Annotated in this window: 26 protein-coding genes, 1 tRNA gene and 2 pseudogenes; 21 read left to right on the forward strand and 8 right to left on the reverse strand. The window is 66.3% G+C overall.

The features are described 5' to 3' along the window. Nucleotides 1–140: 140 nt before the first annotated feature. Together ACFQ00_RS08660 and ACFQ00_RS08665 are read right to left on the reverse strand one after the other, a co-directional pair. Nucleotides 141–216 (reverse strand) — tRNA-Ala (locus ACFQ00_RS08660). Between the two features lie 99 nt (nucleotides 217–315). Continuing rightward, complete coding sequence (locus ACFQ00_RS08665) at nucleotides 316–642, reverse strand: TIGR02300 family protein (protein WP_381489085.1); 327 nt, start codon at nucleotides 640–642, stop codon at nucleotides 316–318. 238 nt (nucleotides 643–880) lie between these two features. Between ACFQ00_RS08665 and aroA the strand changes: the two genes are divergently transcribed. Continuing rightward, complete coding sequence (gene aroA, locus ACFQ00_RS08670) at nucleotides 881–2,197, forward strand: 3-phosphoshikimate 1-carboxyvinyltransferase (RefSeq protein ID WP_381490864.1); 1,317 nt, start codon at nucleotides 881–883, stop codon at nucleotides 2,195–2,197. Here the strand turns inward: aroA and ACFQ00_RS08675 are convergent. Next, complete coding sequence (locus ACFQ00_RS08675) at nucleotides 2,194–2,322, reverse strand: hypothetical protein (protein WP_381489088.1); 129 nt, start codon at nucleotides 2,320–2,322, stop codon at nucleotides 2,194–2,196. The two genes, aroA and ACFQ00_RS08675, sit on opposite strands and share 4 nt — an antisense overlap. 456 nt (nucleotides 2,323–2,778) lie before the next feature. Here ACFQ00_RS08675 and bfr point away from each other — a divergent pair, with 456 nt between their 5' ends. Beyond that, nucleotides 2,779–3,258: a bacterioferritin gene (gene bfr / locus ACFQ00_RS08680; protein ID WP_374597314.1), complete on the forward strand. Its 480-nt coding sequence runs from the start codon at nucleotides 2,779–2,781 to the stop codon at nucleotides 3,256–3,258. 6 nt (nucleotides 3,259–3,264) lie between these two features. On the opposite strand, the gene wecB is transcribed toward bfr, so the two are convergent. Then, on the reverse strand, nucleotides 3,265–4,371 hold the full coding sequence (wecB, locus tag ACFQ00_RS08685) for a non-hydrolyzing UDP-N-acetylglucosamine 2-epimerase (protein WP_381489091.1): 1,107 nt from the start codon (nucleotides 4,369–4,371) through the stop codon (nucleotides 3,265–3,267). A 56-nt stretch (nucleotides 4,372–4,427) separates the two neighbouring features. Between wecB and cmk the strand changes: the two genes are divergently transcribed. The 10 genes from cmk to ACFQ00_RS08735 all read left to right on the forward strand — a co-directional run bounded on the left by cmk (nucleotide 4,428) and on the right by ACFQ00_RS08735 (nucleotide 13,560). Continuing rightward, nucleotides 4,428–5,081 (forward strand): (d)CMP kinase, encoded by a 654-nt coding sequence (gene cmk / locus ACFQ00_RS08690; protein ID WP_381489094.1) that lies wholly within the window; start codon nucleotides 4,428–4,430, stop codon nucleotides 5,079–5,081. Between the two features lie 204 nt (nucleotides 5,082–5,285). Next, a complete protein-coding gene (gene rpsA, locus ACFQ00_RS08695; protein ID WP_381489097.1) occupies nucleotides 5,286–7,004 on the forward strand; it encodes a 30S ribosomal protein S1 in 1,719 nt (572 codons plus the stop codon). A 191-nt stretch (nucleotides 7,005–7,195) separates the two neighbouring features. After that, a complete protein-coding gene (locus tag ACFQ00_RS08700; RefSeq protein ID WP_374597322.1) occupies nucleotides 7,196–7,474 on the forward strand; it encodes an integration host factor subunit beta in 279 nt (92 codons plus the stop codon). A gap of 220 nt (nucleotides 7,475–7,694) precedes the next feature. Next, nucleotides 7,695–8,009, forward strand: a complete 315-nt coding sequence (locus ACFQ00_RS08705; RefSeq protein WP_381489101.1) for a hypothetical protein — start codon at nucleotides 7,695–7,697, stop codon at nucleotides 8,007–8,009. Beyond that, nucleotides 8,006–8,683 (forward strand): orotidine-5'-phosphate decarboxylase, encoded by a 678-nt coding sequence (gene pyrF / locus ACFQ00_RS08710; protein ID WP_381489104.1) that lies wholly within the window; start codon nucleotides 8,006–8,008, stop codon nucleotides 8,681–8,683. The genes ACFQ00_RS08705 and pyrF overlap by 4 nt, the downstream gene beginning before the upstream one ends. Nucleotides 8,684–8,686: 3 nt before the next feature. Then, nucleotides 8,687–9,337 (forward strand): phosphoribosylanthranilate isomerase, encoded by a 651-nt coding sequence (locus ACFQ00_RS08715; RefSeq protein ID WP_381489107.1) that lies wholly within the window; start codon nucleotides 8,687–8,689, stop codon nucleotides 9,335–9,337. After that, nucleotides 9,334–10,542 (forward strand): tryptophan synthase subunit beta, encoded by a 1,209-nt coding sequence (gene trpB / locus ACFQ00_RS08720; RefSeq protein ID WP_381489110.1) that lies wholly within the window; start codon nucleotides 9,334–9,336, stop codon nucleotides 10,540–10,542. Before ACFQ00_RS08715 ends, trpB begins: the two co-directional genes overlap by 4 nt. Beyond that, on the forward strand, nucleotides 10,539–11,354 hold the full coding sequence (gene trpA, locus ACFQ00_RS08725) for a tryptophan synthase subunit alpha (protein WP_381489113.1): 816 nt from the start codon (nucleotides 10,539–10,541) through the stop codon (nucleotides 11,352–11,354). Before trpB ends, trpA begins: the two co-directional genes overlap by 4 nt. Beyond that, entirely contained in the window at nucleotides 11,351–12,208 is an 858-nt protein-coding gene (accD, locus tag ACFQ00_RS08730) for an acetyl-CoA carboxylase, carboxyltransferase subunit beta (RefSeq protein WP_381489116.1), read from the forward strand. The genes trpA and accD overlap by 4 nt, the downstream gene beginning before the upstream one ends. 20 nt (nucleotides 12,209–12,228) lie before the next feature. Further along, nucleotides 12,229–13,560, forward strand: coding sequence for a bifunctional folylpolyglutamate synthase/dihydrofolate synthase (locus ACFQ00_RS08735; RefSeq protein WP_381489119.1), 1,332 nt, complete (start codon nucleotides 12,229–12,231; stop codon nucleotides 13,558–13,560). On the opposite strand, the gene ACFQ00_RS08740 is transcribed toward ACFQ00_RS08735, so the two are convergent. Then, entirely contained in the window at nucleotides 13,538–15,205 is a 1,668-nt protein-coding gene (locus ACFQ00_RS08740) for an AmpG family muropeptide MFS transporter (protein WP_381489122.1), read from the reverse strand. The genes ACFQ00_RS08735 and ACFQ00_RS08740 overlap by 23 nt on opposite strands. A 138-nt stretch (nucleotides 15,206–15,343) precedes the next feature. Here ACFQ00_RS08740 and ACFQ00_RS08745 point away from each other — a divergent pair, with 138 nt between their 5' ends. After that, a complete protein-coding gene (locus ACFQ00_RS08745) occupies nucleotides 15,344–16,495 on the forward strand; it encodes an aromatic ring-hydroxylating oxygenase subunit alpha (RefSeq protein ID WP_381489125.1) in 1,152 nt (383 codons plus the stop codon). On the opposite strand, the gene ACFQ00_RS08750 is transcribed toward ACFQ00_RS08745, so the two are convergent. Next, nucleotides 16,485–17,768 (reverse strand): dicarboxylate/amino acid:cation symporter, encoded by a 1,284-nt coding sequence (locus tag ACFQ00_RS08750; RefSeq protein WP_381489128.1) that lies wholly within the window; start codon nucleotides 17,766–17,768, stop codon nucleotides 16,485–16,487. The genes ACFQ00_RS08745 and ACFQ00_RS08750 overlap by 11 nt on opposite strands. A gap of 134 nt (nucleotides 17,769–17,902) precedes the next feature. Here ACFQ00_RS08750 and ACFQ00_RS08755 point away from each other — a divergent pair, with 134 nt between their 5' ends. Beyond that, nucleotides 17,903–18,295, forward strand: coding sequence for a hypothetical protein (locus ACFQ00_RS08755; RefSeq protein WP_381489131.1), 393 nt, complete (start codon nucleotides 17,903–17,905; stop codon nucleotides 18,293–18,295). Here the strand turns inward: ACFQ00_RS08755 and ACFQ00_RS08760 are convergent. After that, nucleotides 18,264–19,769: a YifB family Mg chelatase-like AAA ATPase gene (locus ACFQ00_RS08760; RefSeq protein ID WP_381489134.1), complete on the reverse strand. Its 1,506-nt coding sequence runs from the start codon at nucleotides 19,767–19,769 to the stop codon at nucleotides 18,264–18,266. The two genes, ACFQ00_RS08755 and ACFQ00_RS08760, sit on opposite strands and share 32 nt — an antisense overlap. Before the next feature lie 162 nt (nucleotides 19,770–19,931). On the opposite strand from ACFQ00_RS08760, the gene ACFQ00_RS08765 reads away from it, so the two are divergent. From ACFQ00_RS08765 to ACFQ00_RS08795, 7 genes and pseudogenes are all read left to right on the forward strand, one after another. After that, the gene (locus tag ACFQ00_RS08765; protein ID WP_381489137.1) at nucleotides 19,932–20,222 is read left to right on the forward strand and encodes a hypothetical protein; all 291 of its coding nucleotides are present in this window, start codon (nucleotides 19,932–19,934) and stop codon (nucleotides 20,220–20,222) included. A gap of 132 nt (nucleotides 20,223–20,354) precedes the next feature. After that, nucleotides 20,355–20,489 (forward strand): 50S ribosomal protein L34, encoded by a 135-nt coding sequence (gene rpmH / locus ACFQ00_RS08770; protein WP_121049614.1) that lies wholly within the window; start codon nucleotides 20,355–20,357, stop codon nucleotides 20,487–20,489. Nucleotides 20,490–20,506: 17 nt separating this feature from the next. Then, nucleotides 20,507–20,821: pseudogene (gene rnpA / locus ACFQ00_RS08775) on the forward strand (ribonuclease P protein component); the annotation flags it as partial. An 8-nt stretch (nucleotides 20,822–20,829) separates the two neighbouring features. Further along, nucleotides 20,830–21,039 (forward strand): annotated as a pseudogene (gene yidD / locus ACFQ00_RS08780) (membrane protein insertion efficiency factor YidD); the annotation flags it as partial. Nucleotides 21,040–21,098: 59 nt separating this feature from the next. After that, a complete protein-coding gene (gene yidC, locus ACFQ00_RS08785) occupies nucleotides 21,099–22,796 on the forward strand; it encodes a membrane protein insertase YidC (protein WP_381489140.1) in 1,698 nt (565 codons plus the stop codon). Then, nucleotides 22,793–23,437, forward strand: a complete 645-nt coding sequence (gene yihA, locus ACFQ00_RS08790) for a ribosome biogenesis GTP-binding protein YihA/YsxC (RefSeq protein ID WP_374597352.1) — start codon at nucleotides 22,793–22,795, stop codon at nucleotides 23,435–23,437. Before yidC ends, yihA begins: the two co-directional genes overlap by 4 nt. Further along, the gene (locus tag ACFQ00_RS08795) at nucleotides 23,434–24,087 is read left to right on the forward strand and encodes a glutathione S-transferase family protein (RefSeq protein WP_381489142.1); all 654 of its coding nucleotides are present in this window, start codon (nucleotides 23,434–23,436) and stop codon (nucleotides 24,085–24,087) included. Before yihA ends, ACFQ00_RS08795 begins: the two co-directional genes overlap by 4 nt. Before the next feature lie 32 nt (nucleotides 24,088–24,119). Here the strand turns inward: ACFQ00_RS08795 and ACFQ00_RS08800 are convergent, their stop codons facing one another. Continuing rightward, nucleotides 24,120–24,986 carry a TlpA family protein disulfide reductase gene (locus tag ACFQ00_RS08800; RefSeq protein WP_381489144.1) on the reverse strand — a complete coding sequence of 289 codons (867 nt, stop codon included), beginning with the start codon at nucleotides 24,984–24,986 and terminating at the stop codon, nucleotides 24,120–24,122. Nucleotides 24,987–25,000 lie beyond the last annotated feature (14 nt).

The raw sequence follows: 25,000 nt of genomic DNA on the forward strand, positions 1-25,000 counted from the left end.
AAGACGAAATGCAATCGGCACGATTGCATTTCGGACGACTGAACAGGGCAGATGAGGCGGCGCTCAAGAGAAACGTGGCTGTGCCACAAGGGCGCGCTCGCCATGTCGGTTTGTCGAAATGTGCATAGCTGTTTGAACGCTGGTGGAGCCGAGGGGGATCGAACCCCTGACCTCTACAATGCCATTGTAGCGCTCTCCCAGCTGAGCTACGGCCCCACACGTCTTGCTTGCGGCCCGGTCTGGTCCCGGGCGGCGGGCATTTAGTTCAGAAGCCGCACGGTGCGCAAGCGCCTTGTGCGGCTCCCTTTCAAAAAATCAGACGTCTTCGCCCGATTCCTTGGTCATCGCGACTTCGCCGAGGTCGTCGTCGCCGCCGAGGTCGTTCTCGTCGTCCGGGTTCACGTCGTCGTCGTCGACGTCCACGTCGAGATCGTCTTCGTCGAGAGCGCCGTCATCGCTTTCGGTGGCGGCTTCCTTCTTCACCACCTCGAAGGGCAGCGGCTGCTTGGACTTCAGGATCGGCTCGGGCGCCCAAGCCGTTCCGCATTCGATGCAGGTGACGGGGTCATCGGCGCCAAGATCGTAAAAGCGGGTGCCACATTTCGGGCAGGTGCGCTTCGTTCCCCATTCGGGCTTCACCAAGATATGTCTCCGGACGTTCGTATTTCGTACAGCTGTCTGTCGTGTAGCCGCTACCCAAGCGCACAAAAGGGCGCCGCCGGGGCGGATTCGCGGGCGGTGCCTTGCCATGCGCGTGCGGCGCTGTCAAAACCTAATCGCGCCGGGGGCCTCCGGGCGCGGCCGCTGGTGTTGTGCCGGCAGCTTCCCATAGCCGTTTCCTCAAGGATGAAGGGGCCGACCGTTGTCTGCCGCCATACCCATGCCGCTTTCGCTTGTCGCCGAGGGGCCACTTTCCGGCCGTGTGCGTGTGCCGGGGGACAAGTCGATCTCCCACCGCGCGCTGATGCTTGGCGCACTCGCAGTCGGTGAAACCGTGATCGATGGTCTGCTCGAAGGCGAGGATGTCCACGCCACGGCTGCTGCGATGCGGGCGATGGGCGCGCACGCGGAGCGGGATGCGGGGGGGCGCTGGCGCGTGCACGGCGTTGGTGTGGGCGGGCTGCTGCAGCCTGCGGGCGTGCTGGAGATGGGCAACAGCGGCACCTCGACGCGGCTTCTTGCCGGGCTTGTGGCCAGCCATGCGATTCGCGCGACTTTCGTGGGCGATGCATCGCTTTCGAAGCGTCCGATGCAGCGGATCATCATGCCGCTGTCGCAGATGGGTGCGCGCTTCTCCGGGAACGGTGATCGCCTGCCGATGACGGTGGAGGGTGCCTCTCCGGCGCTGCCGATCGAATATCGCCTGCCTGTGGCGTCGGCGCAGGTGAAGTCCGCGGTGCTGCTCGCCGGCCTCAACGCGCCGGGCATCACGCGGGTTATCGAAAGCGTGCCGACGCGCGACCATTCGGAGTGGATGCTGCGCGGTTTCGGCGCGGATTTGACTGTGGAAACGCTGCCGGACGGTGCGCGCCTCATCTCCGTGCATGGCGAGGCGGAGTTGAAGCCGCAGCGAATCACGGTGCCGGGGGATATTTCATCCGCGGCGTTCCCGCTTGTGGCGGCGCTTGTGGTGCCGGGCAGCGAGATCGTGATCGAAAATGTCGGCCTCAATCCCACGCGCACGGGCATCATCGATGCGCTCGCCATGCTTGGACTCGAGGTGGCGGTGGAGGACAGGGGCGAGGCGGGGGGAGAGCCGGTCGGCGCGCTTCGCGTTCGCCATGCCATGCTGAAAGGCGGCGAGGTCGATCCGACGATCGCGCCGCTGATGATCGACGAATATCCAATCCTGATGGTCGCGGCGGCCTTTGCGGACGGCACGACCGTGATGCGCGGCTTGGAGGAACTGCGCGTCAAGGAATCGGACCGCCTTGCCGTGATGGCGGCAGGCCTCGCCGCTTGCGGCGTGCCGGTCGAGGAGCTGGAAGACGGCATTGTCATCCACGGCAGCGGCGGAAACCCCGTGCCCGGTGGCGCAACGGCGGCGAGCCACCTCGATCATCGCATCGCGATGAGCTTCGCTGTGCTCGGCCTCAATGCGAAGGCGCCCGTGGTTGTGGATGATGCCCGCCCGATCGCGACGAGCTTCCCGGACTTCCTGCCGCTCATGCAGCGCATGGGCGCCGCCACGCGCTAGAAGAGGTAAACCAGCGCGAAGGCCGTTCCGGCGACGTACGCGGTGAGGAAAAAGCGCAGGTCGTTGATCAACGTCGCTCGGGAAACGCGCGCGCGAACCTGCACATACTCTTGTTCGTGGCCCACGAACTCTCTCCCAACGCCTGCTGTTAACGAAGGTTACCAATTCGTTAACGATTGGGAAGAGGCAAAGTTGCGCTTTACACTCAGGCGCGAATGCGAACGACTTGCAGAACTGTCGCAATCCTGCTAATCGTTCGCATTATTGGTCTTGGGGATGGTTCGGTTCCGATGATCCTTTGCGTGTGCAATGCCTTGCGTGAGAACGACGTCCGCGCCGCTGCTGGCCCGAAAGGGTGCCCGGTGGAAACCTACGCGCGCCTTGGCGCTCGCCCGCAGTGCGGTCAATGCCTGCCTCATGCCCGGCGCCTGCTGAAAGGTGGACGCGCAGCCTGAGAGTGTCTCGCTCCTGTTGCGGATGATAGTGCTTCGCATCATTCCAAGTCATTGTTGACGCACGATTTTTTTCGTGAGATTTCATGCCTCAGGTTTCCCCTGTGAACAGCATGAAGGAGTCGCGCCATGAAGGGCGACAAGGACGTCATCAAGCACCTGAACGCCGCGCTCAAGAACGAGCTGACCGCGATCAACCAGTATTTCCTGCATTACCGGATGCTCGACAACTGGGGCGTCACGCGCCTCGCAAAGTACGAGTACGGCGAATCCATCGATGAGATGAAGCACGCCGATAAGCTCGCCCAGCGCATTCTGTTCCTAGACGGTCTGCCCAATTTCCAGCTGCTTGGACGGCTGCGCATCGGCGAGTCGGTGGAAGAGGTGCTGAAAGCCGATCTGGAGCTTGAGCGCGAGGCGATCCCGCCGCTGCGCGATGCCATCCAGCACTGTGAGAAGGTCCGCGACTACATCAGCCGCGAGATTCTGGAAGACATCCTCGAAAGCGAGGAGGAGCATGTCGACTTCCTCGAAACGCAGCTTTCGCTGATCGAATCGATGGGCATACAGAATTATATCCAGCTGCAGACCAAGCCCGCCGAGGACTGAGGCGTTTCAGGCCGCAGGGCGGCGCGCGGCGTGCAGTTCATCATAAAGCCGCCGAGCGATCCGCTCGGCGGCTTTGCCGTCTCCGATCCGCGTGGACGCGTTGGCCATACTGCGGTGGGCTGTATCGTCATCGAGCAGTCGCGTCGCGGCGGTCAGGATGCCGCTCTTCGCCGTGTCCACGATTATCGCCGTGCCGGCCTCGATCACTTCGGGGCGCTCGGTGAGCGCGCGCACCACAAGCGTCGGGATGCCGAGTGCGGAAGCCTCCTCCTGGATACCGCCCGAATCGGTGATGATGAGGTGCGCCGCGGCGAGTGCGGCGACGAAGTCGGGGTAGGGCATAGGCGGTACCAGCCGCACGTTCGGCGCGGTCTTCAGGGGCGCGTACATGTCGGGCGGGCAGCCGGGGTGACGGGGTAGCAGCACCTCGACGTCACGGCGCGCTGCGATTTCGACGAGTGCACTGATGATCTCGGGAAACGCGGTCTCACGGTTTTCCCGCCGATGCAGTGTGGCGAGTACGAGGCGCCGCTTGCTTCGCGGCGCGGCAGGTAGGGTTTGCAGCGTTCGGTGAAGCGCATCGACAACCGTGTTGCCCGTCACTTCGATCGCCTTGCCTGGCACGCCTTCGGCGCGGAGGTTCGCCTCTGCGCCTGGCGTGGGCGCGAAATGCAGCGTCGCCAGCTGCGCGATCAGTGTGCGGTTCAGCTCTTCAGGGTAGGGCTGGGAGAGATCGAAGCTGCGCAGTCCGGCTTCGACATGTGCGACCGGGATGCCCAATTGCCGGGCCGCGATGGCGCCTGCGAGCGCGGAAGTCGTGTCGCCCTGCACAATCACCCACGCGGGCTGCTTGCAGGTCAGCCGCAAGGTAAGGGCATCCACCGCGCGCTGCGTCAGCTCGGCAAGCGATTGTCCGGGGCGCATCAGATCGAGGTTCACGTCGGCCTCGATCCCGAAGGGCGCGAGCGCCTCGGTCGCCATTTCCGGATGCTGTCCTGTCAGGCACACGCGAACCGGAAGGTGCAGCGCGCGCAGTGCGAGTACGACCGGGGCGAGCTTGATCGCCTCCGGCCGCGTGCCGATGACGATCTTCATCGCACCCACCGATACCATGCGCCCCCCTTCGCACTTCACATCGATACGCCTGCGTCTATAGGAGCGGCATGAATGTGCCGAATGCAAATCGTTTCGCTGTCGTTATAGCCGTGGACGGCCCCGCCGCCTCGGGGAAGGGCACGATCGCGCGGGCGCTCGCTGCGCATTTCGGTCTGCCGCACATGGATACCGGGAGCCTCTACCGTGCCGTAGGCCTCGCCGTGCTGCGCGCGGGGGGCGATCCCGCCGACGCTGCACTCGCTGCCAAGTGCGCGCGAACGCTCGACGTGGCCGTGCTCGATGATCCGGCGCTGCGGGAACCTTCGACGGCGCGGGCGGCCTCGGTTGTCTCTGCGCATCCGGAGGTGCGGGCGGCGCTTCTCGAATGTCAGCAGGCCTTCGCGCGCCAGCCGGGCGGTGCGGTGCTCGACGGGCGGGACATCGGCACGGTGATCGCGCCCGATGCCGACATCAAGATTTTCGTGACCGCGAGCCTCGACGTGCGTGCGAAACGCCGGCAGGCGGAGACGCCGGAGCGCGACTATGCCGTCGTGCGTGCCAATCTCGCCGAACGCGACGCGCGGGACGCGGAGCGCGATGCCGCGCCGCTCCGGCAGGCGGATGACTCGATCCTGCTCGACACGTCCGACATGGATCGGGAGACGGCGATCGCGCGCGCGATCGCGCTTGCCGAGGCGCGACTTGCGGAAAAGGCGGCTTTGGGATAGAGCGGCGCCGCTTTTCGTGGTGGCAGCCTTCAGGATGCCGCCCGTTTTCCGCGTTTCATGAACCCGGAAAAGAAGGGCCAAACGCAAGGTTTTGCAGCGCAGGCTTTTGCAGGAGAGCGGACGGGCATGGGGCCCGGACGTGTTTCCAGACCGCCGGAAACAACCGGTCGGCCAGTAAACAGACATGAAGGATAACTGATACCTATGGCAACCAACCCCACGCCGAGCCGCGACGATTTCGCGGCGCTCCTCGAAGCGAGCCTCGGCGGCAGCGAATCATTCGAAGGCCGGGTCGTCACCGGCACCGTCACCGGAATTGAAAACGACATGGCCGTCATCGACGTCGGCCTGAAGTCGGAAGGACGCGTGCCGCTGCGCGAGTTCGCAGCGCCGGGCGAGAAGCCCGAGATCAAGGTCGGCGATCAGGTCGAAGTGTATGTCGACCGCGTCGAGAACGCCTATGGCGAGGCCATGCTGTCGCGCGACCGCGCGCGCCGTGAAGCCGCCTGGGACAAGCTCGAATCCGAATTCCAGGAAAACGCCCGCGTCGACGGCGTCATCTTCGGCCGCGTGAAGGGCGGCTTCACCGTCGATCTCGGCGGCGCAGTGGCGTTCCTCCCCGGCAGCCAGGTCGATATCCGCCCCGTGCGCGACGTCACGCCGCTGATGGGTATGCCGCAGCCGTTCCAGGTGCTGAAGATGGACCGCAAGCGCGGCAACATCGTCGTCTCGCGCCGTGCCGTGCTCGAGGAAACCCGCGCCGAACAGCGTTCGGGCCTCATCCAGACGCTCACCGAAGGCCAGACGGTCGACGGCGTCGTCAAGAACATCACCGACTACGGTGCGTTCGTGGACCTCGGCGGTATCGACGGCCTGCTCCATGTCACCGACATGAGCTACAAGCGCGTCGGCCACCCGTCGGAAGTGCTCGGCATCGGCGACACCGTGAAGGTGCAGATCGTCCGCATCAACCGCGACACGCAGCGCATCTCGCTCGGCATGAAGCAGCTTGAGTCGGATCCGTGGGAAGGCGCCGCCGCCAAGTACTCGGTCGGCCAGAAGGCCACCGGCCGCGTCACCAACATCACCGACTACGGCGCCTTCGTGGAGCTGGAAGCGGGCGTCGAAGGTCTCGTCCACGTGTCCGAAATGTCGTGGGTCAAGAAGAACGTCCACCCCGGCAAGATCGTTTCGACGAGCCAGGAAGTCGACGTCGTGGTGCTCGAGGTCGATGAGGACAAGCGCCGCATCAGCCTCGGCCTCAAGCAGGCGCAGCAGAACCCGTGGGAGGCGTTCGCGTCTCAGCACCCGGCCGGCAGCGTTGTTGAAGGCGAAGTCAAGAACACCACCGAGTTCGGCCTGTTCATCGGCCTCGACGGCGACGTCGACGGCATGGTCCACATGTCCGACATTGCGTGGGGCGTGAGCGGCGAAGACGCGCTGGAACTGCACCACAAGGGCGAGACGGTGAAGGCCGTCGTGCTCGACGTGGACGTGGAGAAGGAGCGCATCTCGCTCGGCATGAAGCAGCTTGATTCCGCATCGGGCGGCGGTGGCGGTGCCACGGTCTCCAGCGGCGGCGGCGTCAACAAGGGTGAGACCGTCACCTGCACCGTGGCGGCGATCACCGACGGCGGCATCGAGGTCACGCTCGGCGACAGCGGTTCGACCGGCTTCATCCGCCGCGGCGATCTCAGCCGCGACCGCGACGAGCAGCGTCCGGAGCGCTTCCAGGTTGGTCAGAAGGTCGACGCGCAGGTGATCGGCTTCGATCGTTCGAAGAAGCCGAACCTGTCGATCAAGGCGCTGCAGATCTCCGAGGAGAAGGAAGCCGTGAAGCAGTACGGTTCGTCCGATTCGGGCGCGAGCCTCGGCGACATCCTCGGTGAGGCGCTGAACAAGGCCAAGGACGCGAAGAAGTAAGCGACGCGCCTTTGTGAGCCATTTGCGGCCCGTCAGTTCCTTTGCTGACGGGCCGCTTGCTTTTTGTTAACCTGCTCAAGCTGTTGTATGATTTGCGCGGACCGAGTCGGGGGACAACGGACCCGGGCCGTGCTGGGTGGCCCACAACGTGTTTTGAACAAAAAATTGGGGCTCGAGAAACGGGGTGAGAGATGATTCGATCTGAACTCGTCGCAGCAGTCACGGAAATGAACCCGCACTTGTCGCAGCGGGATGTCGAACGGGTGGTTTCGACCATTTTCGATTCGATCACGGAGGCGCTCGCTGAAGGGCGCCGCGTGGAACTGCGCGGTTTTGGCGCGTTTTCGACACGCGGCCGCGATCCGCGGACGGGGCGCAATCCCCGCACCGGCGAGAAAGTGTCGGTGGACGCGAAGCGCGTGCCGTATTTCAAGGCGGGCAAGGAACTGCGCGAGCGGCTCAACAAATAGGGTGTGTGGCTATTCAGCCCAGAGCGGGCTGCAAACGGCGGCTTTCTGCGCTTCCGGTGCTCACGTACTTTTAGTACGCTGCGCTCCGGTTCTCGAAATCCACCGTTTTCGCCTCGCCCTGAACTGAATCCCCACACACCCTAAATCATCTTTTGGGCTGATGGCGCCTTGTGCGCTATCGGTACTGGCATCGCGCGTGCCTGTCCGTTAAGCAGAGGTCATGCGCATCGTCACGCTGACCTTTTACTTCCTGTTTGGCGCGTTGCTGGCATGGTTTGCCGCGCGAAACTGGGATTTCGTCACGCTGAAGCTGTGGGGCGATTACGAGCTGGCGATCCGGCTCCCCGTTCTGCTGCTCCTCATGTTCCTTATCGGCGCGCTGCCGCTCGCGATCCTGCGCTATACCAGCCGCTGGCACTGGTCGCGGCGGGTGAAGAAGCTCGAACGCGCGCTGGAGGACAAGGCCCCGGCGCCGTCCTCCGAACCGTCGCCCGTCATGGACCCGGCCCCGCCGCCGCTTGCTCCCCCGCTATGACGAACCCGATTTTCTGTGCGGTCGATACGGCCGACAAGGATCACGCGCGGGCGCTTGCCGTGCACGTCGCAGGGCGCGTCGGCGGCATCAAGCTCGGCCTTGAGTTCTTCATGGCGAACGGCCGCGAGGGTGTCGCTGCTGTCGCGGGGGAGGGCGGGGTGCCTGTCTTCCTCGACCTCAAGCTCCACGACATTCCGAACACCGTGGCCGGCGCCGTCCGTTCGCTCGCCTCGTGCCCCTACGACATCCTCACCGTCCACGCGGGCGGCGGCAGCGCCATGATGCGCGCGGCGAAGGCGGCGGCGCGGCCCGGCGCGAAGGTCGTGGGCGTCACGGTGCTGACCAGCATGGACGAGGACGATCTTGCCGCCACCGGCGTGATCGGCACCACCACCGATCAGGTCCGCAGGCTGGCGGTGCTGGCGCGGGGCGCTGGGCTCGACGGCATCGTGTGCTCGGCGCACGAAGTTGCCGCGATGCGCGCACAGTGGCCCGAAGGTTTCTTCGTCGTCCCCGGCATCCGCCCGGCGGGCAGCGCCATCGGCGATCAGAAGCGTGTGATGACGCCGCGCCAGGCGATGGACGCGGGCGCGAGCATTCTCGTCATCGGGCGGCCGATTACCGGCGCCGATGATCCCGGCGCGGCGGCGGACGCAATCCTTCAGAGCCTTTGAGCCGTGGCGCGCATCAAGATCTGCGGCGTGCGCGACCGCGCCGCGATCGATGCCGCGGCGGCAGGGCGCGCCGACTACGTGGGCTTCGTGTTCTTCGCGAAAAGCCCGCGCAATCTTTCGCTCGATGAGGCCGGCGGGCTTGCCGGCGCGGTCCCGTCCGGCATTCGCCGTATCGGCCTGTTCGTGAATGCCGACGACGAGGCGATCGGTGCGGCGGTGCGCGCCGCGCGGCTCGATGGCGTGCAGCTTCACGGCGACGAGGGGCCGGATCGCGTAGCGGCGGTGAAGGCGCGCTTCGACGTCGAGGTGTGGAAGGCCATATCGGTTGCGACCCGCGCCGATCTTGCCGACGCACGGCGCTATGCGGGCGTTGCCGACCGCATCCTGTTCGATGCGAAGACGCCGACCGGCGCGGCGCTTCCCGGCGGCATGGGCGTGCGCTTCGACTGGCGGCTGCTGGCCGGGGATAGGGGGGGCTTCGATCCCGGTGCGGCGTGGGGTCTTGCGGGCGGACTTGACGCCTCGACAGTCGGCGAGGCGCTCGCTACGACGCAGGCGCCGCTCGTCGACGTCTCGTCGGGGGTGGAGGATGCGCCGGGCGTGAAATCTCCGGCGAAGATCAGGGCGTTTTGCGAGGCGGTGCGCGCACGATGACGGTTCAGAACAGCCTGAGGCAGCAGCCTGACGAGCGTGGCCATTTCGGCGCGTTTGGTGGGCGTTATGTCGCCGAAACGCTGATGCCGCTGATCCTCGATCTCGAACGCGAATACCGTGCGGCGCAGACCGACCCGGCGTTCCGCGACGAGTTCGAATACCTGCTGAAGCACTATGTCGGCCGGCCGAGCCCGCTGTGGTTCGCAGAGCGGCTGACGAAGGATCTCGGCGGCGCGAAGGTTTACCTGAAGCGCGAAGACCTCAATCACACCGGCGCGCACAAGATCAACAACTGCATCGGCCAGATCCTGCTGGCGAAGCGCATGGGCAAAACGCGCATCATCGCCGAGACCGGCGCGGGCCAGCACGGCGTCGCGACCGCGACCGTGGCCGCGCTCTTCGGCCTGCCGTGCACGATCTTCATGGGCGCGGTGGACGTCGCGCGCCAGCAGCCGAACGTGTTCCGCATGAAGCTGCTCGGCGCCGAGGTGGTCGCGGTGGAATCGGGCGCGAAGACGCTCAAGGACGCGATGAACGAGGCGCTGCGCCATTGGGTCGCGAACGTTCACGACACCTTCTATATCATCGGCACGGTCGCGGGCCCGCACCCCTATCCGGAGCTGGTGCGCGATTTCCAGTCGGTGATCGGCACCGAGGCACGCGCGCAGATTCTGGAGGCGGAAGGCCGTCTGCCGGACATGCTGATCGCGCCCGTCGGCGGCGGCTCCAACGCCATCGGCCTGTTTCATCCGTTCCTCGACGACGAGAGCGTCGAGATCGTCGGTGTCGAGGCGGCGGGCGAGGGGCTGGACAAGCGCCACGCCGCGAGCCTCGCGGGCGGCTCGCCGGGCATTCTCCACGGCAACAAGACTTACCTGCTGCAGGACGAGGACGGCCAGATCACCGAGGCGCACTCGATCTCGGCGGGGCTCGATTATCCCGGCATCGGACCGGAACATGCTTGGCTCCATGAGATCGGCCGGGTTCGCTATGTGCCCGTGACGGACGATGAGGCGCTCGCGAGCTTCCAGCGCCTCTGCAAGCTCGAGGGCATCATCCCCGCACTCGAATCCGCGCACGCCATCGCGGCTGCAGAACGCATCGCGCCGACGCTGGGCAAGGACAAGCTGATCATCGTCAACCTCTCCGGGCGCGGCGACAAGGACATCTTCACCGTGGCCGAAGCGCTGGGGGTGAAGCTGTGAGCGGACGTCTCTCCGCCGCCTTCGCCCGCACCCGTTCCGAGGGCCGCGCGGCGCTTGTCACGTTCGTTACCGGCGGTGATCCGTCGCCTGCCGATACCGGCGCCGTCCTCGACGCGCTGGTCGCGGGCGGAGCGGACGTGATCGAACTCGGGATGCCGTTCACCGATCCGATGGCGGACGGCCCCGCCATTCAGCGCGCGAACCTGCGGGCGCTCGGGGCGGGAACGACGACGGCCGACATTCTCGGCATCGCGAAGGCGTTCCGTGGGCGTCATCCGCAGGTGCCGCTCGTGCTGATGGGGTATGCGAACCCGATGCTTCGGCGCGGTGCCGACTGGTTCGCCGCTGCCGCGAAAGATGCGGGCGTGGACGGTCTCATCGCGGTCGATCTGCCGCCCGAGGAGGATGCGGAACTTGGCCCCGCGCTCCGTGCTGCCGGGCTCCACTTCATCCGCCTCGCGACGCCCACCACGGATGCCGCGCGGCTTCCCGCCGTATTGGATGGGGCGTCCGGCTTCCTCTATTATGTCTCGGTCGCGGGCATCACCGGGCTGCAGCAGGCGGCGCAGGGCAGCATCGAAGACGCGGTCGCGCGGCTGAAGGTAGCGACCGACCTGCCCGTCGCGGTGGGCTTCGGGGTTCGCACGCCCGAACAGGCCGCCGCGATCGGCCGCGTTGCGGACGGGGTTGTCGTCGGCTCGGCGATCGTCGATATCGTCGCCGCGCACGGCGCCGCGGCCGCGCCGCATGTGAAGGACTATGTGGCCGGGCTCGCCGCCGCGCTCGCCACCGCAAGGGAGAAGGCCGCATGAGCTGGCTCGAACGCATCCGCCCCGCGCTCAGTTTCCTCACCAAGAAGGAAACGCCGGACAACCTCTGGACGAAGTGCCGGGGCTGCGGCCAGATGAACTTCCACCGCGAGTTGGTGGACAACATGAACGTCTGCCCGCGCTGCGAATTCCACGAGCGCATCGGCCCGAAGGAACGTTTCCAGCAGGTCTTCGACGGCGGCAAGTATGAGCGGCTGGCGATCCCGTCCGTGACGGAAGATCCGCTGAAGTTCCGCGACCAAAAGAAATACACCGACCGCATCAAGGCCGCGCGGGGCGCGACCGGCGAGCCCGAGGCGTTCGCCGTTGCAGAAGGCCAGATCGAGGGCATCTCCGCGGTCGTCGGCGTGCAGAACTTCGCCTACATGGGCGGATCGATGGGCATGGGTGTCGGCGAGGCGTTCATCGCCGGGGCAGAAGCCGCGCTCGACAGCCGCGTGCCGTACGTTGTTTTCACCGCGGCGGGCGGCGCGCGGATGCAGGAGGGGCTATTGAGCCTGATGCAGATGCCGCGCGCGACCGTGCTCACCTCGCTGCTGCGCGAGGCGGGGCTGCCGTACATCGTCGTCATCACCGATCCGACGACGGGCGGCGTCACCGCGTCCTACGCGATGCTCGGAGACGTGCACATTGCCGAGCCGGGCGCGCTCATCGGCTTTGCCGGACAGCGCGTCATCGAGCAGACGATCCGCGAGAAGCTGCCCGAGGGCTTCCAGCGCGCCGAATATCTGCACGAGCACGGCATGGTCGACATGGTGGTGCATCGGAAGCGGCTGAAGGCGCAGCTTGGCAGCCTGCTCGGCGTGCTCACCAACGCGCCCGCGAAAGCCGCCTGATCGATGCCAGCACCGCGCTGATGGCCACCGAGGGGGCCCGATCAGACAATCCCGCGCTCGACGCCCTGCTCGTCGAGGCGAAGGCGCTGCATCCCAACCTGATCGACCTGACGCTCGGCCGCCTCGAACGGCTGCTCGGCAAGCTCGGCAACCCGCACCACCACCTGCCGCCGGTGTTCCACGTCTCCGGCACCAACGGCAAGGGCTCGACGGCCGCGTTCCTGCGCGCCTGCCTCGAAGCGGCGGGCCACCGCGTCCATGTCTTCACTTCGCCGCATCTGGTGCGCTTCAACGAGCGTATCCGCCTTGCCGGGCGGCTCATTACCGATGCCGAGCTGATCGAGCTGCTGACCGATGTGATCAGCGTTAACAACGAAGAGCAGATCACCTTCTTCGAGCTGACCACGGCGGCGGCGTTCACGGCCTTCTCGCGCATGCCCGCCGACGCCTGCGTCATCGAGGTCGGGCTCGGCGGCACATGGGATGCGACGAACGTGGTGCCAACGGCGGCCGTTTGCGGCATCGCCCAACTGGGCCTCGATCACCAGCAGTTCCTCGGCCACTCGATCCTCGACATCGCGCGCGAGAAGGCGGGCATCGCCAAGAAGGGCGTGCCGCTCGTCACCTCCCGCTACCCGCAGACGGTGGCAGCGGCGATCGGCGAGGTGGCGGGGCCGAAGGGCGCGCGCATCATCGCGCGCGGCATCGACTGGGATGTGGGCATCTATCAGGACCAGCTTCACTACCGCGATAGCAAGTCGAAGCTGACGCTCGGTATGCCGCGCCTGCCGGGCGCCCACCAGATCGACAATGTCGGCCTTGCCGCCGCGATGCTGCGCCACCAGACGGCGCTCGCCGTGCCGGATGCAGCACTGCGCGCCGGGCCGGGCTGGGCGGAATGGCCCGCGCGGCTGCAGCGGCTGGAGAGCGGCCCGTTCGTGCAGCACCTGCCGCAGGGCAGCGAACTCTGGCTCGACGGCGGCCACAACCCCTCTGCCGCGCGCGTCATCGTCGATGCCTTCCGCGCGCAGGATATCGCGGCGACGCCGTTCCACCTCGTGCTCGGGATGCTCCAGAGCAAGGACGCGGCGGCCTTCCTCAAGGCGTTCGCCGGCCGCGTGACGGCGGTGCACACCGTGCCGATCCCCGAGCACGACTGTGTGCCCCCGGAAACACTCGCGAAATTCGCGAGCGATGTCGGCCTCACCGCGACCCACGCCGTATCGGTCGACGAAGCCCTCCGCCGCATCGGCCACGCCGCCGACCGCAAGGCGCCGCCCGTGGTACTGATCGCGGGGTCGCTCTACCTCGCCGGTGACGTGCTCCGGATCAACGGGCCGCTTCCGGGCTGATGTTCAGGGCTCTTTTCTGCCTCGCCCATTCGATCGTCGCCAGAACCACGGCGATGACGCCGATAGAGGCCGTGAGGATGAAAATCGGCGCATAGCCATGAACCTCAATGCCTTCGCCGAGCGCTGCCCGGCCGAGCGAGCCGACGAGGAAGGTCAGCGAGGACAGCAGCGCATATTGTACGGCGCTATGTTGTTTCGAGGTGATCGAAGACAGATAGGCCACGAACGCCGCTCCGGCGAGGCCGCCCGCGATATTCTCTCCGGCGATGGCCAACATCAATCGCGCCAGCCGGTCGTCCGCACCGAACAGCCCTACAAGCCAGTAGAAACCTGAAAGCAGTCCAAAAAGGTCGAGGCCACCACCGCCACTGGCGAGATCAGCGTAAAGCAGGTTGCTGGCTGCGGCGGTGATTGCGCCAAGTACCACTGTTGCCATGCGCCCGATGGCGGCGAAGCACCACGCACTGAGCGCGATGCCGAGCATGGTCATGCCGACTCCGAAGAACTTGGAGGCAACAGCAACCTCGTCGTTCGAATAGCCGAGTTCATCGAGATAGAAGGGAAGTGCGAACGGACCCCAGATCGAATCCGTGATTCGGTAGCTGAGTATCAGTGCAAGCACGAGCACCGCTGCGCCGCGCAGACGGCCCACAAGCTCGGCAAGCGGCAACAGCAATGCGGAGTAGCCGTGATCCATTATGCGGCCCAGTTGCCCATCGGCCGGAGAAGCAGCGGTGAGGATATGACGCCCGCTGGCCTTCATGAACACCAGAACGGCAGCGACGATTGCCGGTACGATCACGGTGGCGATAACAATGAGCGGGCCGTATCGCTTCAGGAATTCCGTGGGGTTGGGGCGCAGCGCCGGTTCGTTGCTGAGCGACTCCACCATGAACGTGCAGACTGTCGCAAGCGCCCATGCCCAGAGCAGTCCAACGAGGATGAGTGCGAAGCCGCGTACATGCGGGGTGAGTTCACCCGGCTGACGAAGCGGCGCTTCTCCCCGCGCAGCCGCCGGACGGGGCGTATCGGGGGCCATGAAGGTAATACACAGGACAGCGAGCATGGCGCAGCCCATGCCCAAGTACACCGCCGGCCAACCGATACGCGCCGCCAACACCAGCGCCAGCGCGCCGCCGGCCAGTGCCGCGATGCGATAGCCGAACTGATAGACGGTCGAGAGAAGATCGAGCGTGGCGGTTTCGTCGGCGACGTCCACGCGCCAAGCATCAATTACGATATCCTGCGTGGCGGAGGCGAACGCGCCGATGCCCGCCAACAGCGAGAACCAGCCGAGTGCTGAATGCGGATCGAGAAACGACAGGCTGATCAGGATGCCGCCGAGAAGGGACTGCGCAAGGATCAGCCAGCCGCGCCGCCGCCCGAATCGTTCGAGCAGCGGCAGGCGCACCGTGTCGACAAGCGGAGACCACAGGAATTTGAATGCATAGGCGAGCCCGATGAGCGAGAACACGCCCATGGTTTCCAGGTCGACCTTCGCCTCGCTGAGCCACGCATAGAGTGTGCCAAGCAGCAGGGCGTAGGGCAGTCCCGCCGAGAACCCGAAAGCGAGCATGACGCCAAGCTTCCGGTTTCGCAACGCGGCGGCCAGAAGCTTTGGTCCCTTTAGCTTATCATCGGTCATCAGCATGTTCCCGGAACGCGGTTTCTGACCGCCTATTCCGGGCGGCTGATGCCTGTTTAGGCGGGAAATTGCCACACGGGAATCCTCCCCCGTTTGCGCTAGGTGCCGGGCGGCCTCCGGCGCGGTAGAATGTGCGGTATGGACGCCCTTTCACCCCCGCGCCGTCCGACCGCCGGCCAGCTTGCGCTGGCGCGGGTGATCGCGGACGGCAAGGCCGCGCACGACGACCGCACCGCGACCGTGCCCGCTTCCGTCTATGTCGACGACGCGCGTTTCCGGTTGGAGCGCGACCGGCTGTTCGGGCGGCTTCCGGTTGCGGTTGCGGTATCGGCGCTGCTGCCGGAGGCGAACATGGCGGTGCCGCACGACGGCTTCGGCGTGCCGCTGCTCATCACGCGTGACGGCAAGGGCGTGGTGCGCGTGTTCCTGAACGTCTGCCGCCATCGCGGCACGCGGCTGATGGAGGGCGCGGACGTGCAGAAGGCGCCGCGCATCGTCTGCCCCTATCATGCCTGGGCCTATGGCGCGGACGGACGGCTGGCGGGCGTGCCGCGCGCGGATACGTTTCCGGGGCTCGACAAGGCGGAGCGCGGGCTTCTCGAACTCCCCTCGCGCGAGGCGGGCGGGATCATCTGGGCGGGGCTGGAACGGGATCGGGCCTATGATTTTTCGTATGTCGAGGGCGCGCTCGCGGCCGATTTCGACGCGCTCGGGCTTGGCGACATGTATCTCTACAATCGCCGCACGCACGATGTGCCAGCGAACTGGAAGCTCATCATGGATGCGTTCCTTGAAAGCTACCATGTGCAGCGGCTGCACGCGAAAACGATCGCGCCGTTCTTCGTGGACGGGATCACGGCGGGCGACCTGATCGGTCCGCACGCGCGATCTGCCGTGGCGCGGGCCGATTATCTGGCGAAGGTCGATCTTGAAGACTGGGCGGCGCTGCGCCGTGTCGTCACTTATGCCTATCAGCTCTTGCCCGGCACGGTGCTGGTGTTCTCGCCCGATTACGTGAACCTGATGACGCTGATGCCGCAGGCGGCGGGGCGCACGCTGGTTGAGGACTTCATGCTGATCCCCGAGAAGCCCGCGACCGCGAAGGCCGAGGATCACTGGCGCCGATCATGGGAGCTGCTCGACGGCGGCGTGTTCGGCACCGAGGATTTCGGCGCGGCCGCGCTCGGCCAACAGGGACTGGAAAGCGGCGCGGTGTCCGAACTGCTGCTCGGCAGCCTCGAACTCGGCATCCGGCGCTTTCACGAAACGGTGGAAAGTCTCATCGCATAGGTTCGGGTGTGAGGAGCGGTGGGTCGGTTTCGCCGCGCGACACCACGACTGCGGCGGCGAGATCGCCGGTGACGTTCAGCGTGGTGCGGCACATGTCGAGGAAGCGGTCGACGCCGAGGATGAGGCCGATGCCTTCGGGCGGCACGCCGACCATGCCGAGGATGAGCGCGACGACCGGCAGCGAACCGGCGGGCACGCCCGCCGTGCCGATGCCGCCGAGGATGCACACCAGCATCACCACGAACTGCTGGCCGAGCGACAGCTCGACACCGAAGAACTGCGCGAGGAACAGCACGGTGACGCCTTCGAAGAGCGCAGTGCCGTTCTGGTTGGCGGTGGCGCCGATGGTGAGCACGAAGCGCGAGACGCGGCGGGGCAGCATCAGCTTGGTTTCGGCGACGCGGAGCGCTGTCGGCAGTGTGGCGTTGGAGGAGGCGGTGGAGAAGGCCATGACGATGGCTTCCTCCGATCCCTTGAAGAAGCGCGCGGGCGACATGCCGCCAAGGAACTTCACCGCCAGCGAATAGACGACGATCATGTGCACGCCGAGCGCAAGCACGACGACGCCGACATAAGAGGCGAGGCGGGCGAGCAGATCCCAGCCGAACAGCGCGGCGAGATTGAACATGAAGCAGGCGACGGCATAGGGCGCCATGCGGATGACGAGGTTGATCAGCGTCATCGTCACGTCGAACAGGCCTTCGATCGCGCCCTTCAGGCGCTCCGTGCCCGGCGAGTTCGCGAGCACCATGCCGATGCCAAACATCAGCGCGAAGAACATCACGGCGAGGATGTCGTTGTCCGCAGCGGCGCGGATGACGTTTGAAGGCACGATGTTGAGCACGGCGTCGATGCCGGAGGGCGCCTCTCGCGAACTGGCGACAATCGCCGATGCGCTGTCGCCCGCATCGGCGAGAAGGCGCTGGGCGAGCGCAGGATCGATACCGTCGCCGGGGCGCAGTACGTTGACGAAGAAGAGGCCGATCGCCACCGCCACCGCGGAAACGCCGATCGTGTAGGCGAGCGTTTTCCAGCCGATGCGGCCGAGCGAGCGGACATCGCCCATCTCGGCGACGCCGAGCACAAGCGCAGAGAACAGCAGCGGGATCACGAGCATAAAGAGCAGGCGCAGGAAGAGCTGTCCGATCGGGCCGGTGACATAGGTCGTGACGGTATGGACCCACGCGGCATCCGCGCCGGCCGTGAAATGCACGACAAGGCCCGCGACAAGACCGGCCGCGAACCCGATCAGCATCTTCACATGTAACGGCATCAACGATTCCCCCAGCCACGCGTCCCGCCGCGCGGCGATAACGATAAACGAGCGGATTGGCGATGGAAATGCGGGCGGGCTAAAGCGAACAGCAGCCCGTGCCTTATCGTCCGGGTGTTCGCTGACAGAGGATCATGATGACGGCACGGCACATTCAGTGGGGTATCGGTTCGGTCTTCTTCATTCTGGGCGGCTGGGCACTCATCGCGCCGCAAAGCGTGATCGATCTGACGTTGCTGCCGGCGTACCGAACGGGGGCGCCGATCCTGCCGTTCGTCGTGGGCTGCTTCGGGGCGCAGGCGGTGCTTTCCGGGCTATTCGCGACGTTCAGCCGTTTCACGCGTGCCACGTTTCTTGCCTATGGCATCGCCCTGCTGCCGTTCTTCGGGTTCAACTGGTGGTTCACCTTCGTCGATCCCGTGTTCACGATGCTGGGCCTGCTCGACGCCGTCGGGAACGCCGTGATGCTGGCGCTGTGCGTGGTGGGCTGGCGGCTCAGTTCACCGGGGCGCGGCGGCGGTAGCTGAGCGCTTCGGCGACGTGGATGCGGGCCACGGTTTCGGCGCCCGCGAGGTCGGCGAGCGTGCGGGCGACGCGCAGCACGCGGTGGTAGCCGCGCGCAGTGAGGCGCATGGATTCGGCGGCCTGCATCAGGAGCGTGCGCCCGGCGTCGTCGGGCGTCGCGACGTCTTCGAGGAGCTTGCCGTCGGCCTCGGCATTGGTGCGGACGCCGTGGGCTTCGTAGCGGGCGGTCTGGAGTGCGCGGGCGGCGGCGACGCGGGCGGCGACTTCGGCTGAGCCTTCCGCAGGTGGTGGCAGCGCGAGATCGGCGGCTGAGACGGGCTCGACCTCGACGTGGAGGTCGATGCGGTCGAGGAGCGGCCCGGAGAGTTTTGCCTGATAGTCGGCGGCACAGCGCGGCGCGCGGGCGCAGGCGAGGGCGGGGTCGCTGAGGTGGCCGCAGCGGCAGGGGTTCATCGCGGCGATGAGCTGCACGCGCGCGGGGTAGGTGACGTGAAGCGCGGCGCGGGCGACGCTGACTTCGCCCGTCTCCAGCGGCTGGCGCAGCGAATCGAGGACCTGGCGCTGGAACTCCGGCAGCTCGTCGAGGAACAGCACGCCGAGATGCGCGAGGCTCACTTCGCCCGGCCGCGCCTTTGCGCCGCCGCCGACGAGCGCGGGCATCGAGGCCGAATGGTGGGGTGCGCGGAACGGGCGGGTGCGGATCAGTTTGCCGCCATCGAGCGCGCCCGCGACAGAGGCGACCATCGAGACCTCCAGCGCCTCGCGCGGGGAGAGCGGCGGCAGGATCCCGGGCAGCGTGGCGGCGAGGAGCGATTTGCCCGCGCCCGGCGGCCCGGAGAACAGCAGGTTATGGCCCCCAGCCGCCGCCACTTCGAGCGCGCGTTTGGCGGTTTCCTGGCCTTTCACGGCGGCGAGGTCTGGCGCGCCGACGGGTTCGTCGGCCACAGTCGCCACGGGCTGGCTGAGAAGCTGCGTGCCTTTCAGGTGGTTGAGCAGGCTGAGGAGATCGGGCGCGGCGAGCACGTCGCAGCCTGCCCATGCCGCCTCGCCGCCCTGCGCGGCGGGGCAGATGAGGCCGAGTTCATTGGACGAGGCGTGGAGCGCAGCGAGCAGCACGCCGGGCACGGGGCTGACGCGTCCGTCGAGCGCGAGTTCGCCGACCGCCGCGTAGCCGGCGAGGGCTTCGAGGTCGACGACGCCCATCGCGGCGAGGAGGCCGAGCGCGATGGGGAGATCGTAGTGGCTGCCTTCCTTGGGCAGGTCGGCGGGCGAAAGGTTGACGGTGATGCGCTGGAAGGGAAGCGCGAGGCCGATGGCGGAAAGCGCCGCGCGCACGCGCTCCTGGCTTTCGGCCACGGCCTTGTCGGGCAGGCCGACGATGGTGAACTTGGCGCCCCCGCGCGCGATCTGCACCTGCACGTCGATGCTGCGCGCTTCAAGCCCGATGAACGCGACTGTCTGCACGCGCGCAACCATGACCGGCATTCCCCCGTTGATGCACCGAAACGATGCATCGGAGAACACCGGTAAAGTGCGCCAACATTGCCGTCAAACCCCTGAGGATACGGCCTCTTTTTTTACACGCCGCAGGTGCATCGTGCGCCGCAGAAACGATTCGCGCGTCTTCAAGGATTCCCGGTGACCACGCCTTCCCCATCCGCTCGCAAGCCGCGGCGGCCGCGTTCGCTCGCGCGGCGCGGCGCGGAGATCACGGCGGGCGTGATGCTGATGATTCTGTCGCCGATCATCGGCGGGCCACTGATTCCGGGGCCGTTCGGCTTCATCGGCTCGGCGATCGGCCTTGCGCTCGTGCTCCGGAACTCGCACTGGGCGCGCAAGCGCTACGTCGCGTTCAAGCGCCGCTATCCGAAGATCGCGCGCTGGGTCGACATGGGTCTTCGCCGCCGCAAGCGGCCGCGTCCGGAGTAGGCGCGTCCATGCTTTCCGTTGACTTTGGGCGCACGCTTGGCCTATGCGCTCGCCCGAAGGTTTCGGCCGCGATTGCGCGAGCACGCGTGCGCGGCCGTTTTTATTGATTCGATTCGCAAGAAGGCATGTCCGATGAAGCGCACCTACCAACCGAGCAAGCTCGTCCGCAAACGGCGTCACGGCTTCCGCACGCGCTCGGCGACGCCGGGCGGCCGCAAGGTTCTGGCGGCCCGCCGCGCGCGCGGCCGCAAGCGGCTGTCGGCGTAGCTCCGACGCCGGAGCGGCTCCGTGCGCGGCGCGATTTCCTCGCCGCGAACAAGGGACGCCGCGCTGTGACCGACGGTTTCATTCTGCTGGCCCGCGACCGCGCCGATGGCGGCGGTGTGCGCGTCGGTTTCACCGTCACCAAGAAAATCGGCAATTCGGTCGTCCGCAACCGATTGAAGCGGCGTCTGCGCGCGCTCGTTTCCGAATCGATGCCTGCGCTGGCGTCTCCCGCCCATGATTATGTGCTGATCGGCCGCGAGGCCGGGCTGACCCGCGCTTATGCTGATCTGATCGCCGATCTGCAGCGTGCCGTGCGGAAGGTCGCAAGATGATCGGCAGGCTGGTCGCCCGGATGATGATCCTCGTGGCGCGCGGCTGGCAGCTCAGCTTCTCGGCGATCCTGCCGCCGACCTGCCGGTTCGCGCCGTCGTGTTCGGCCTATGCCATCGAGGCTATCGAGCGGCACGGGCCTATCAAGGGTGGCGCGCTTGCGCTTCGTCGGATATTGCGCTGCCATCCGTGGGGCGGTTCGGGGTTCGATCCCGTCCCCGGTTCCGAAACTATAATGAAGTCGAGGCCCTGCTGCGGGCCGCAAGAAGGTGGTCGAGCTTGAGCGATAATCGCAACATGTTTCTGGCGATCCTGTTGTCGATCGTCGTGCTGTTCGGCTGGACCGCCGTTTCGGAGCGCTTCTTCCCGACGCCGAAGTCCAACGCACCGGTCAGTGCCGCGCAGAAGGCGGATGGCGCAACGCCGGTCGCGGAGGCGCCCACCATGCTGCGCGAGCGGGCGGCGGTGATCGCGGAAAGCACGCGCGTTGCAATCCGCACGCCCGCGCTTTCGGGCTCGATCAATCTTGAAGGCGCCCGCATCGACGACCTTCTGCTGCTGCGCCACGACGAGACGCTGAAGAAGGATTCGCCGAACGTCCGCCTGTTCTCGCCTTCGGGAACGCAGGGCGCGTACTTCGCGGAATTCGGCTGGACCGGGTCCGCGGGCCTGCCGACCGCCGAAACACGCTGGACGGCGAGCGCGCCGACGCTGACGCCCGAACAGCCGGTAACGCTGTCGTGGACGAACGCCGCAGGCCAGACCTTCCTGATCGCTTTGTCGGTGGACAAGGACTATCTGTTCACCGCGAAGCAGAGCATCGTGAACAAGGGCGGCCAGGCGCTCGTCGCGCGGCCCTACGGGCTTGTCGCACGCGTCGGCACCGGGCCGGACAAGAGCACGTTCAACGCCCACACCGGGCCGATCGGCGTGTTCGGCGGCAAGACCAGCTACGAGAATAATTACGAGGACATCGACGAGGCGCCGGACCGGCAGATCGATTTCCGCTCGAAGGGCGGCTGGATCGGCTTCACCGACAAATACTGGCTCTCCGCACTGATCCCCGCGAACGACGCGACGTTCGACGCGAACTTCCGCGGCGGCGGCGATCAGCGCTATCAGGCGGGCGTGCGCGGCGAACCGCTCGCGGTCGGCCCTGGCCAGACCGCCGCGACGACGACGCGCCTGTTCGCGGGCGCGAAGGAAGTGGACGTCCTCGATCGCTATCAGGACGGTCTCGGCGTCGTCCGCCTCGGCAGCGCCATCGACTGGGGCTGGTTCGAGGTGATCGCGAAACCGATCTTCCACCTGCTCGACTGGCTGTTCGAGAAGACCGGCAACCTCGGCGTCGCCATCATCGGCCTCACCATCCTCATCCGCTTCGTGCTGTTTCCGATCGCGAACAAGCAATACGCCTCGATGGCGAAGATGCGGCAGGTGCAGCCGAAGATGAAGGCGCTGCAGGAGCGCTACAAGGACGACAAGCTGAAGCTCCAGCAGGAGATGATGGAGCTTTACAAGACGGAGAAGGTGAACCCGCTCGCGGGCTGCCTGCCGATCCTGCTGCAGATCCCGATCTTCTACGCGCTCTACAAGACGCTGTTCCTCGTCATCGATATGCGTCACCAGCCGTTCTATCTGTGGATCAAGGATCTTTCCGCGCCCGATCCGCTGACGCCGGTGAACCTGTTCGGCCTGCTGCCGTTCACGCCGCCGCCCTACATCGGCATCGGCGTGCTGCCGATCCTGCTCGGCATCACCATGTGGCTTCAGCAGAAGCTCAATCCGCAGCCGCTCGACGAGATCCAGCAGAAGGTGTTCGCCATCCTGCCGTGGATGTTCATGATCATCATGGCGCCGTTCGCAGCGGGTCTGCAGCTCTACTGGACGGTGAACAACATCATCTCGATTGCCCAGCAGTGGGTGCTGATCCGCAAGCATCCGGCGCCCGCGCCCGAACCTGCCAAAGCAAAATGACCGGCGTCAGCCCCCGGGAGGCGAACCGGCTGTTCACGGGGCCGATCGCCTTCGTGAAGTCGGCGCCGACGATGGACGACCTGCCCCCGGCGAACCTGCCGGAGGTGGCGTTCGCGGGGCGTTCCAATGTCGGCAAGTCTTCGCTTTTGAACGCGCTGACGGCGCGGAAGGGCCTCGCGCGCACTTCGAACACGCCGGGACGCACGCAGCTTCTCAATATCTTCGATGTCGGCGAACCCGCCGTGCTGCGCCTCGTCGACATGCCGGGCTATGGCTATGCCGAGGCACCGAAGAAGATGGTGGACGCGTGGAAGCGCGCCGTGTTCGATTACCTGCGCGGGCGTGCCAATCTGAAGCGCGTGCTGCTGCTGATCGATAGCCGCCGCGGTATCGGCAAGGTCGATGAAGACGTGATGGACATGCTGGATAGCGCCGCCGTCTCCTACCAGATCGTGCTCACCAAGACGGACAAGGTGAAGGAAAGCTGGGTCGCGAAGCTGCGCGAGGATCTTCCGGCGCTTCTGAAGCGGCATCCGGCATCGTTCCCCAGCCTGCTCGCCACCAGCTCCGAAAAGAACCACGGGATCGAAGACCTGCGCGCTGCGGTGCTCGGGGCGGCGAAGGACGAGGCGGGCATATGAAACTGGTGATCGGCAACAAACGCTACTCGTCGTGGTCGCTGCGCGGCTGGCTCGCGATCAGGCAATCGGGCCTCGCATTCGACGAAGTGGTGATCCCGATGGATACGCCCGAATTCGCCGCGGCGAAGGCGGATGCCTCGCTGATGCCTTCGGGCACCGTGCCGGTGCTTTGGGATGGCGACGTCGTTGTGTGGGAGAGCCTCGCGATTATCGACTGGCTCGCCGACCGTGTCGGCCGCGACGTCTTCTGGCCGAAGGACGACGCGGCGCGGGCACTCGCGCGTTCGATCGCGGCGGAGATGCACGCGGGTTTCATCAATCTGCGCAGGCACTGCCCGATGAACACCGGGCAGACCTATCCGGCGTTCGCGCTGACGCCTGAGGTGGAGCGCGACATCGGCCGCATCGACGCGCTGTGGCGCGAGGCATTGCATGGTTTCGGCGGTAACGGTGGCCCTTATCTGTTCGGCGCGTTCGGCGCGGCGGACATCATGTACGCACCCGTCGTCACGCGGTTCCATACCTACGACGTACCGCTCTCGGATGCATCAGAGGCCTATGTGAATGCTGTTCTCGCGCACCCGTTCATGCAGGACTGGTATGCGGGCGCGGAGGCCGAGGACTGGCGGCTCGACCGGATCGAGTTCTGACCGTCTCCCCTCTCCTTCAGGGGAGGGGCTATTTATAGCGTTTCGCCGCAGCCTTCGTAGCGCTTGCCGTCCAGCGTCATTGTGACGGCGTAGGCGTAGGGCTTGCCGCTCATCGCGTCTTCGCACCGCTTCTTCACGATCGAAACGGCGAGCGACGACTTGCCCTGCGCAGCGGAGAAGCTGCTCGCGCCTTCGAGTGCGAGGCGGGCGGGCGCCTTGAACGTGGCGGTCTTCGATCCGTAGTCGGCGATCACCTCCACGTCGCGGCCGGTGGCGATGTCCATCGTCCAGCCCGGCTCCTGCCCGACGGCATGGAAATGCACGGTGGGGCCCGGCGCGGCGGTTTCGGGGAAGCCGCCGGGCTGGTCCCATTCGCGCGGGCCGTTGACGCGCCAGATTTCCTTGCCCTCCGCATCATAGAGCACGGTGAAGGGCAGGCCCGGCGCGCCGAGCGTGGTGGCGAGTGCGCCTTCCTCGTCGAGGAGGATGGTCATGTGCTGCAGCTTCGCCTTTGCAAGGAAGGGCTTCACCTTCCCCCAGCCCTGCAGATCCTGGCTGATGCCGATCACCGCCATTTCGCCGGCCTTCGCCTTCGCGAGCCGATCGAGCGCGGGCATTTCGGCGATGCACGGCGCGCACCACGTTGCCCACAGGTTCACGAGCACGGGTTTGCCGCGGAAATCGGCGAGCGTCACCTTGCTGCCGTCTTCGCGCGCAAAGGCCTGCGTGGGCGCGGGCGTGCCGGCCTGCGAGGTGTCCACGACGCCCGCTTCGGCTTTCTTCGCTGCCGGGGCCGCGCTTTCTTGCGAGGCGAGCGCGTCTGCTTTATCGGCCTCCTTGGCGTTGCCGCAGGCGGAAAGCGGCATGAGAACGAGGATCGCGAACATTACGGACCGCATTGCAAGCTCCAATG

This window comes from Sphingosinicella xenopeptidilytica (assembly GCF_042676985.1).
Classification (GTDB): Bacteria; Pseudomonadota; Alphaproteobacteria; order Sphingomonadales; family Sphingomonadaceae; genus Sphingosinicella; species Sphingosinicella xenopeptidilytica.

Coding starts and splice junctions, on each gene's coding strand:
- trpB (WP_381489110.1), top strand. CDS start 9,334: ATGACGGTTCAGAACAGCCTGAGGCAGCAGCCTGACGAGCGTGGCCAT.
- ACFQ00_RS08700 (WP_374597322.1), top strand. CDS start 7,196: ATGATTCGATCTGAACTCGTCGCAGCAGTCACGGAAATGAACCCGCAC.
- ACFQ00_RS08705 (WP_381489101.1), top strand. CDS start 7,695: ATGCGCATCGTCACGCTGACCTTTTACTTCCTGTTTGGCGCGTTGCTG.
- ACFQ00_RS08750 (WP_381489128.1), bottom strand. CDS start 17,768: ATGCCGTTACATGTGAAGATGCTGATCGGGTTCGCGGCCGGTCTTGTC.
- ACFQ00_RS08800 (WP_381489144.1), bottom strand. CDS start 24,986: ATGCGGTCCGTAATGTTCGCGATCCTCGTTCTCATGCCGCTTTCCGCC.
- accD (WP_381489116.1), top strand. CDS start 11,351: ATGAGCTGGCTCGAACGCATCCGCCCCGCGCTCAGTTTCCTCACCAAG.
- pyrF (WP_381489104.1), top strand. CDS start 8,006: ATGACGAACCCGATTTTCTGTGCGGTCGATACGGCCGACAAGGATCAC.
- bfr (WP_374597314.1), top strand. CDS start 2,779: ATGAAGGGCGACAAGGACGTCATCAAGCACCTGAACGCCGCGCTCAAG.
- ACFQ00_RS08760 (WP_381489134.1), bottom strand. CDS start 19,769: ATGGTTGCGCGCGTGCAGACAGTCGCGTTCATCGGGCTTGAAGCGCGC.
- ACFQ00_RS08740 (WP_381489122.1), bottom strand. CDS start 15,205: ATGACCGATGATAAGCTAAAGGGACCAAAGCTTCTGGCCGCCGCGTTG.
- wecB (WP_381489091.1), bottom strand. CDS start 4,371: ATGGTATCGGTGGGTGCGATGAAGATCGTCATCGGCACGCGGCCGGAG.
- yihA (WP_374597352.1), top strand. CDS start 22,793: ATGACCGGCGTCAGCCCCCGGGAGGCGAACCGGCTGTTCACGGGGCCG.
- aroA (WP_381490864.1), top strand. CDS start 881: ATGCCGCTTTCGCTTGTCGCCGAGGGGCCACTTTCCGGCCGTGTGCGT.
- ACFQ00_RS08795 (WP_381489142.1), top strand. CDS start 23,434: ATGAAACTGGTGATCGGCAACAAACGCTACTCGTCGTGGTCGCTGCGC.
- rpmH (WP_121049614.1), top strand. CDS start 20,355: ATGAAGCGCACCTACCAACCGAGCAAGCTCGTCCGCAAACGGCGTCAC.
- ACFQ00_RS08755 (WP_381489131.1), top strand. CDS start 17,903: ATGATGACGGCACGGCACATTCAGTGGGGTATCGGTTCGGTCTTCTTC.
- rpsA (WP_381489097.1), top strand. CDS start 5,286: ATGGCAACCAACCCCACGCCGAGCCGCGACGATTTCGCGGCGCTCCTC.
- ACFQ00_RS08745 (WP_381489125.1), top strand. CDS start 15,344: ATGGACGCCCTTTCACCCCCGCGCCGTCCGACCGCCGGCCAGCTTGCG.
- ACFQ00_RS08735 (WP_381489119.1), top strand. CDS start 12,229: ATGGCCACCGAGGGGGCCCGATCAGACAATCCCGCGCTCGACGCCCTG.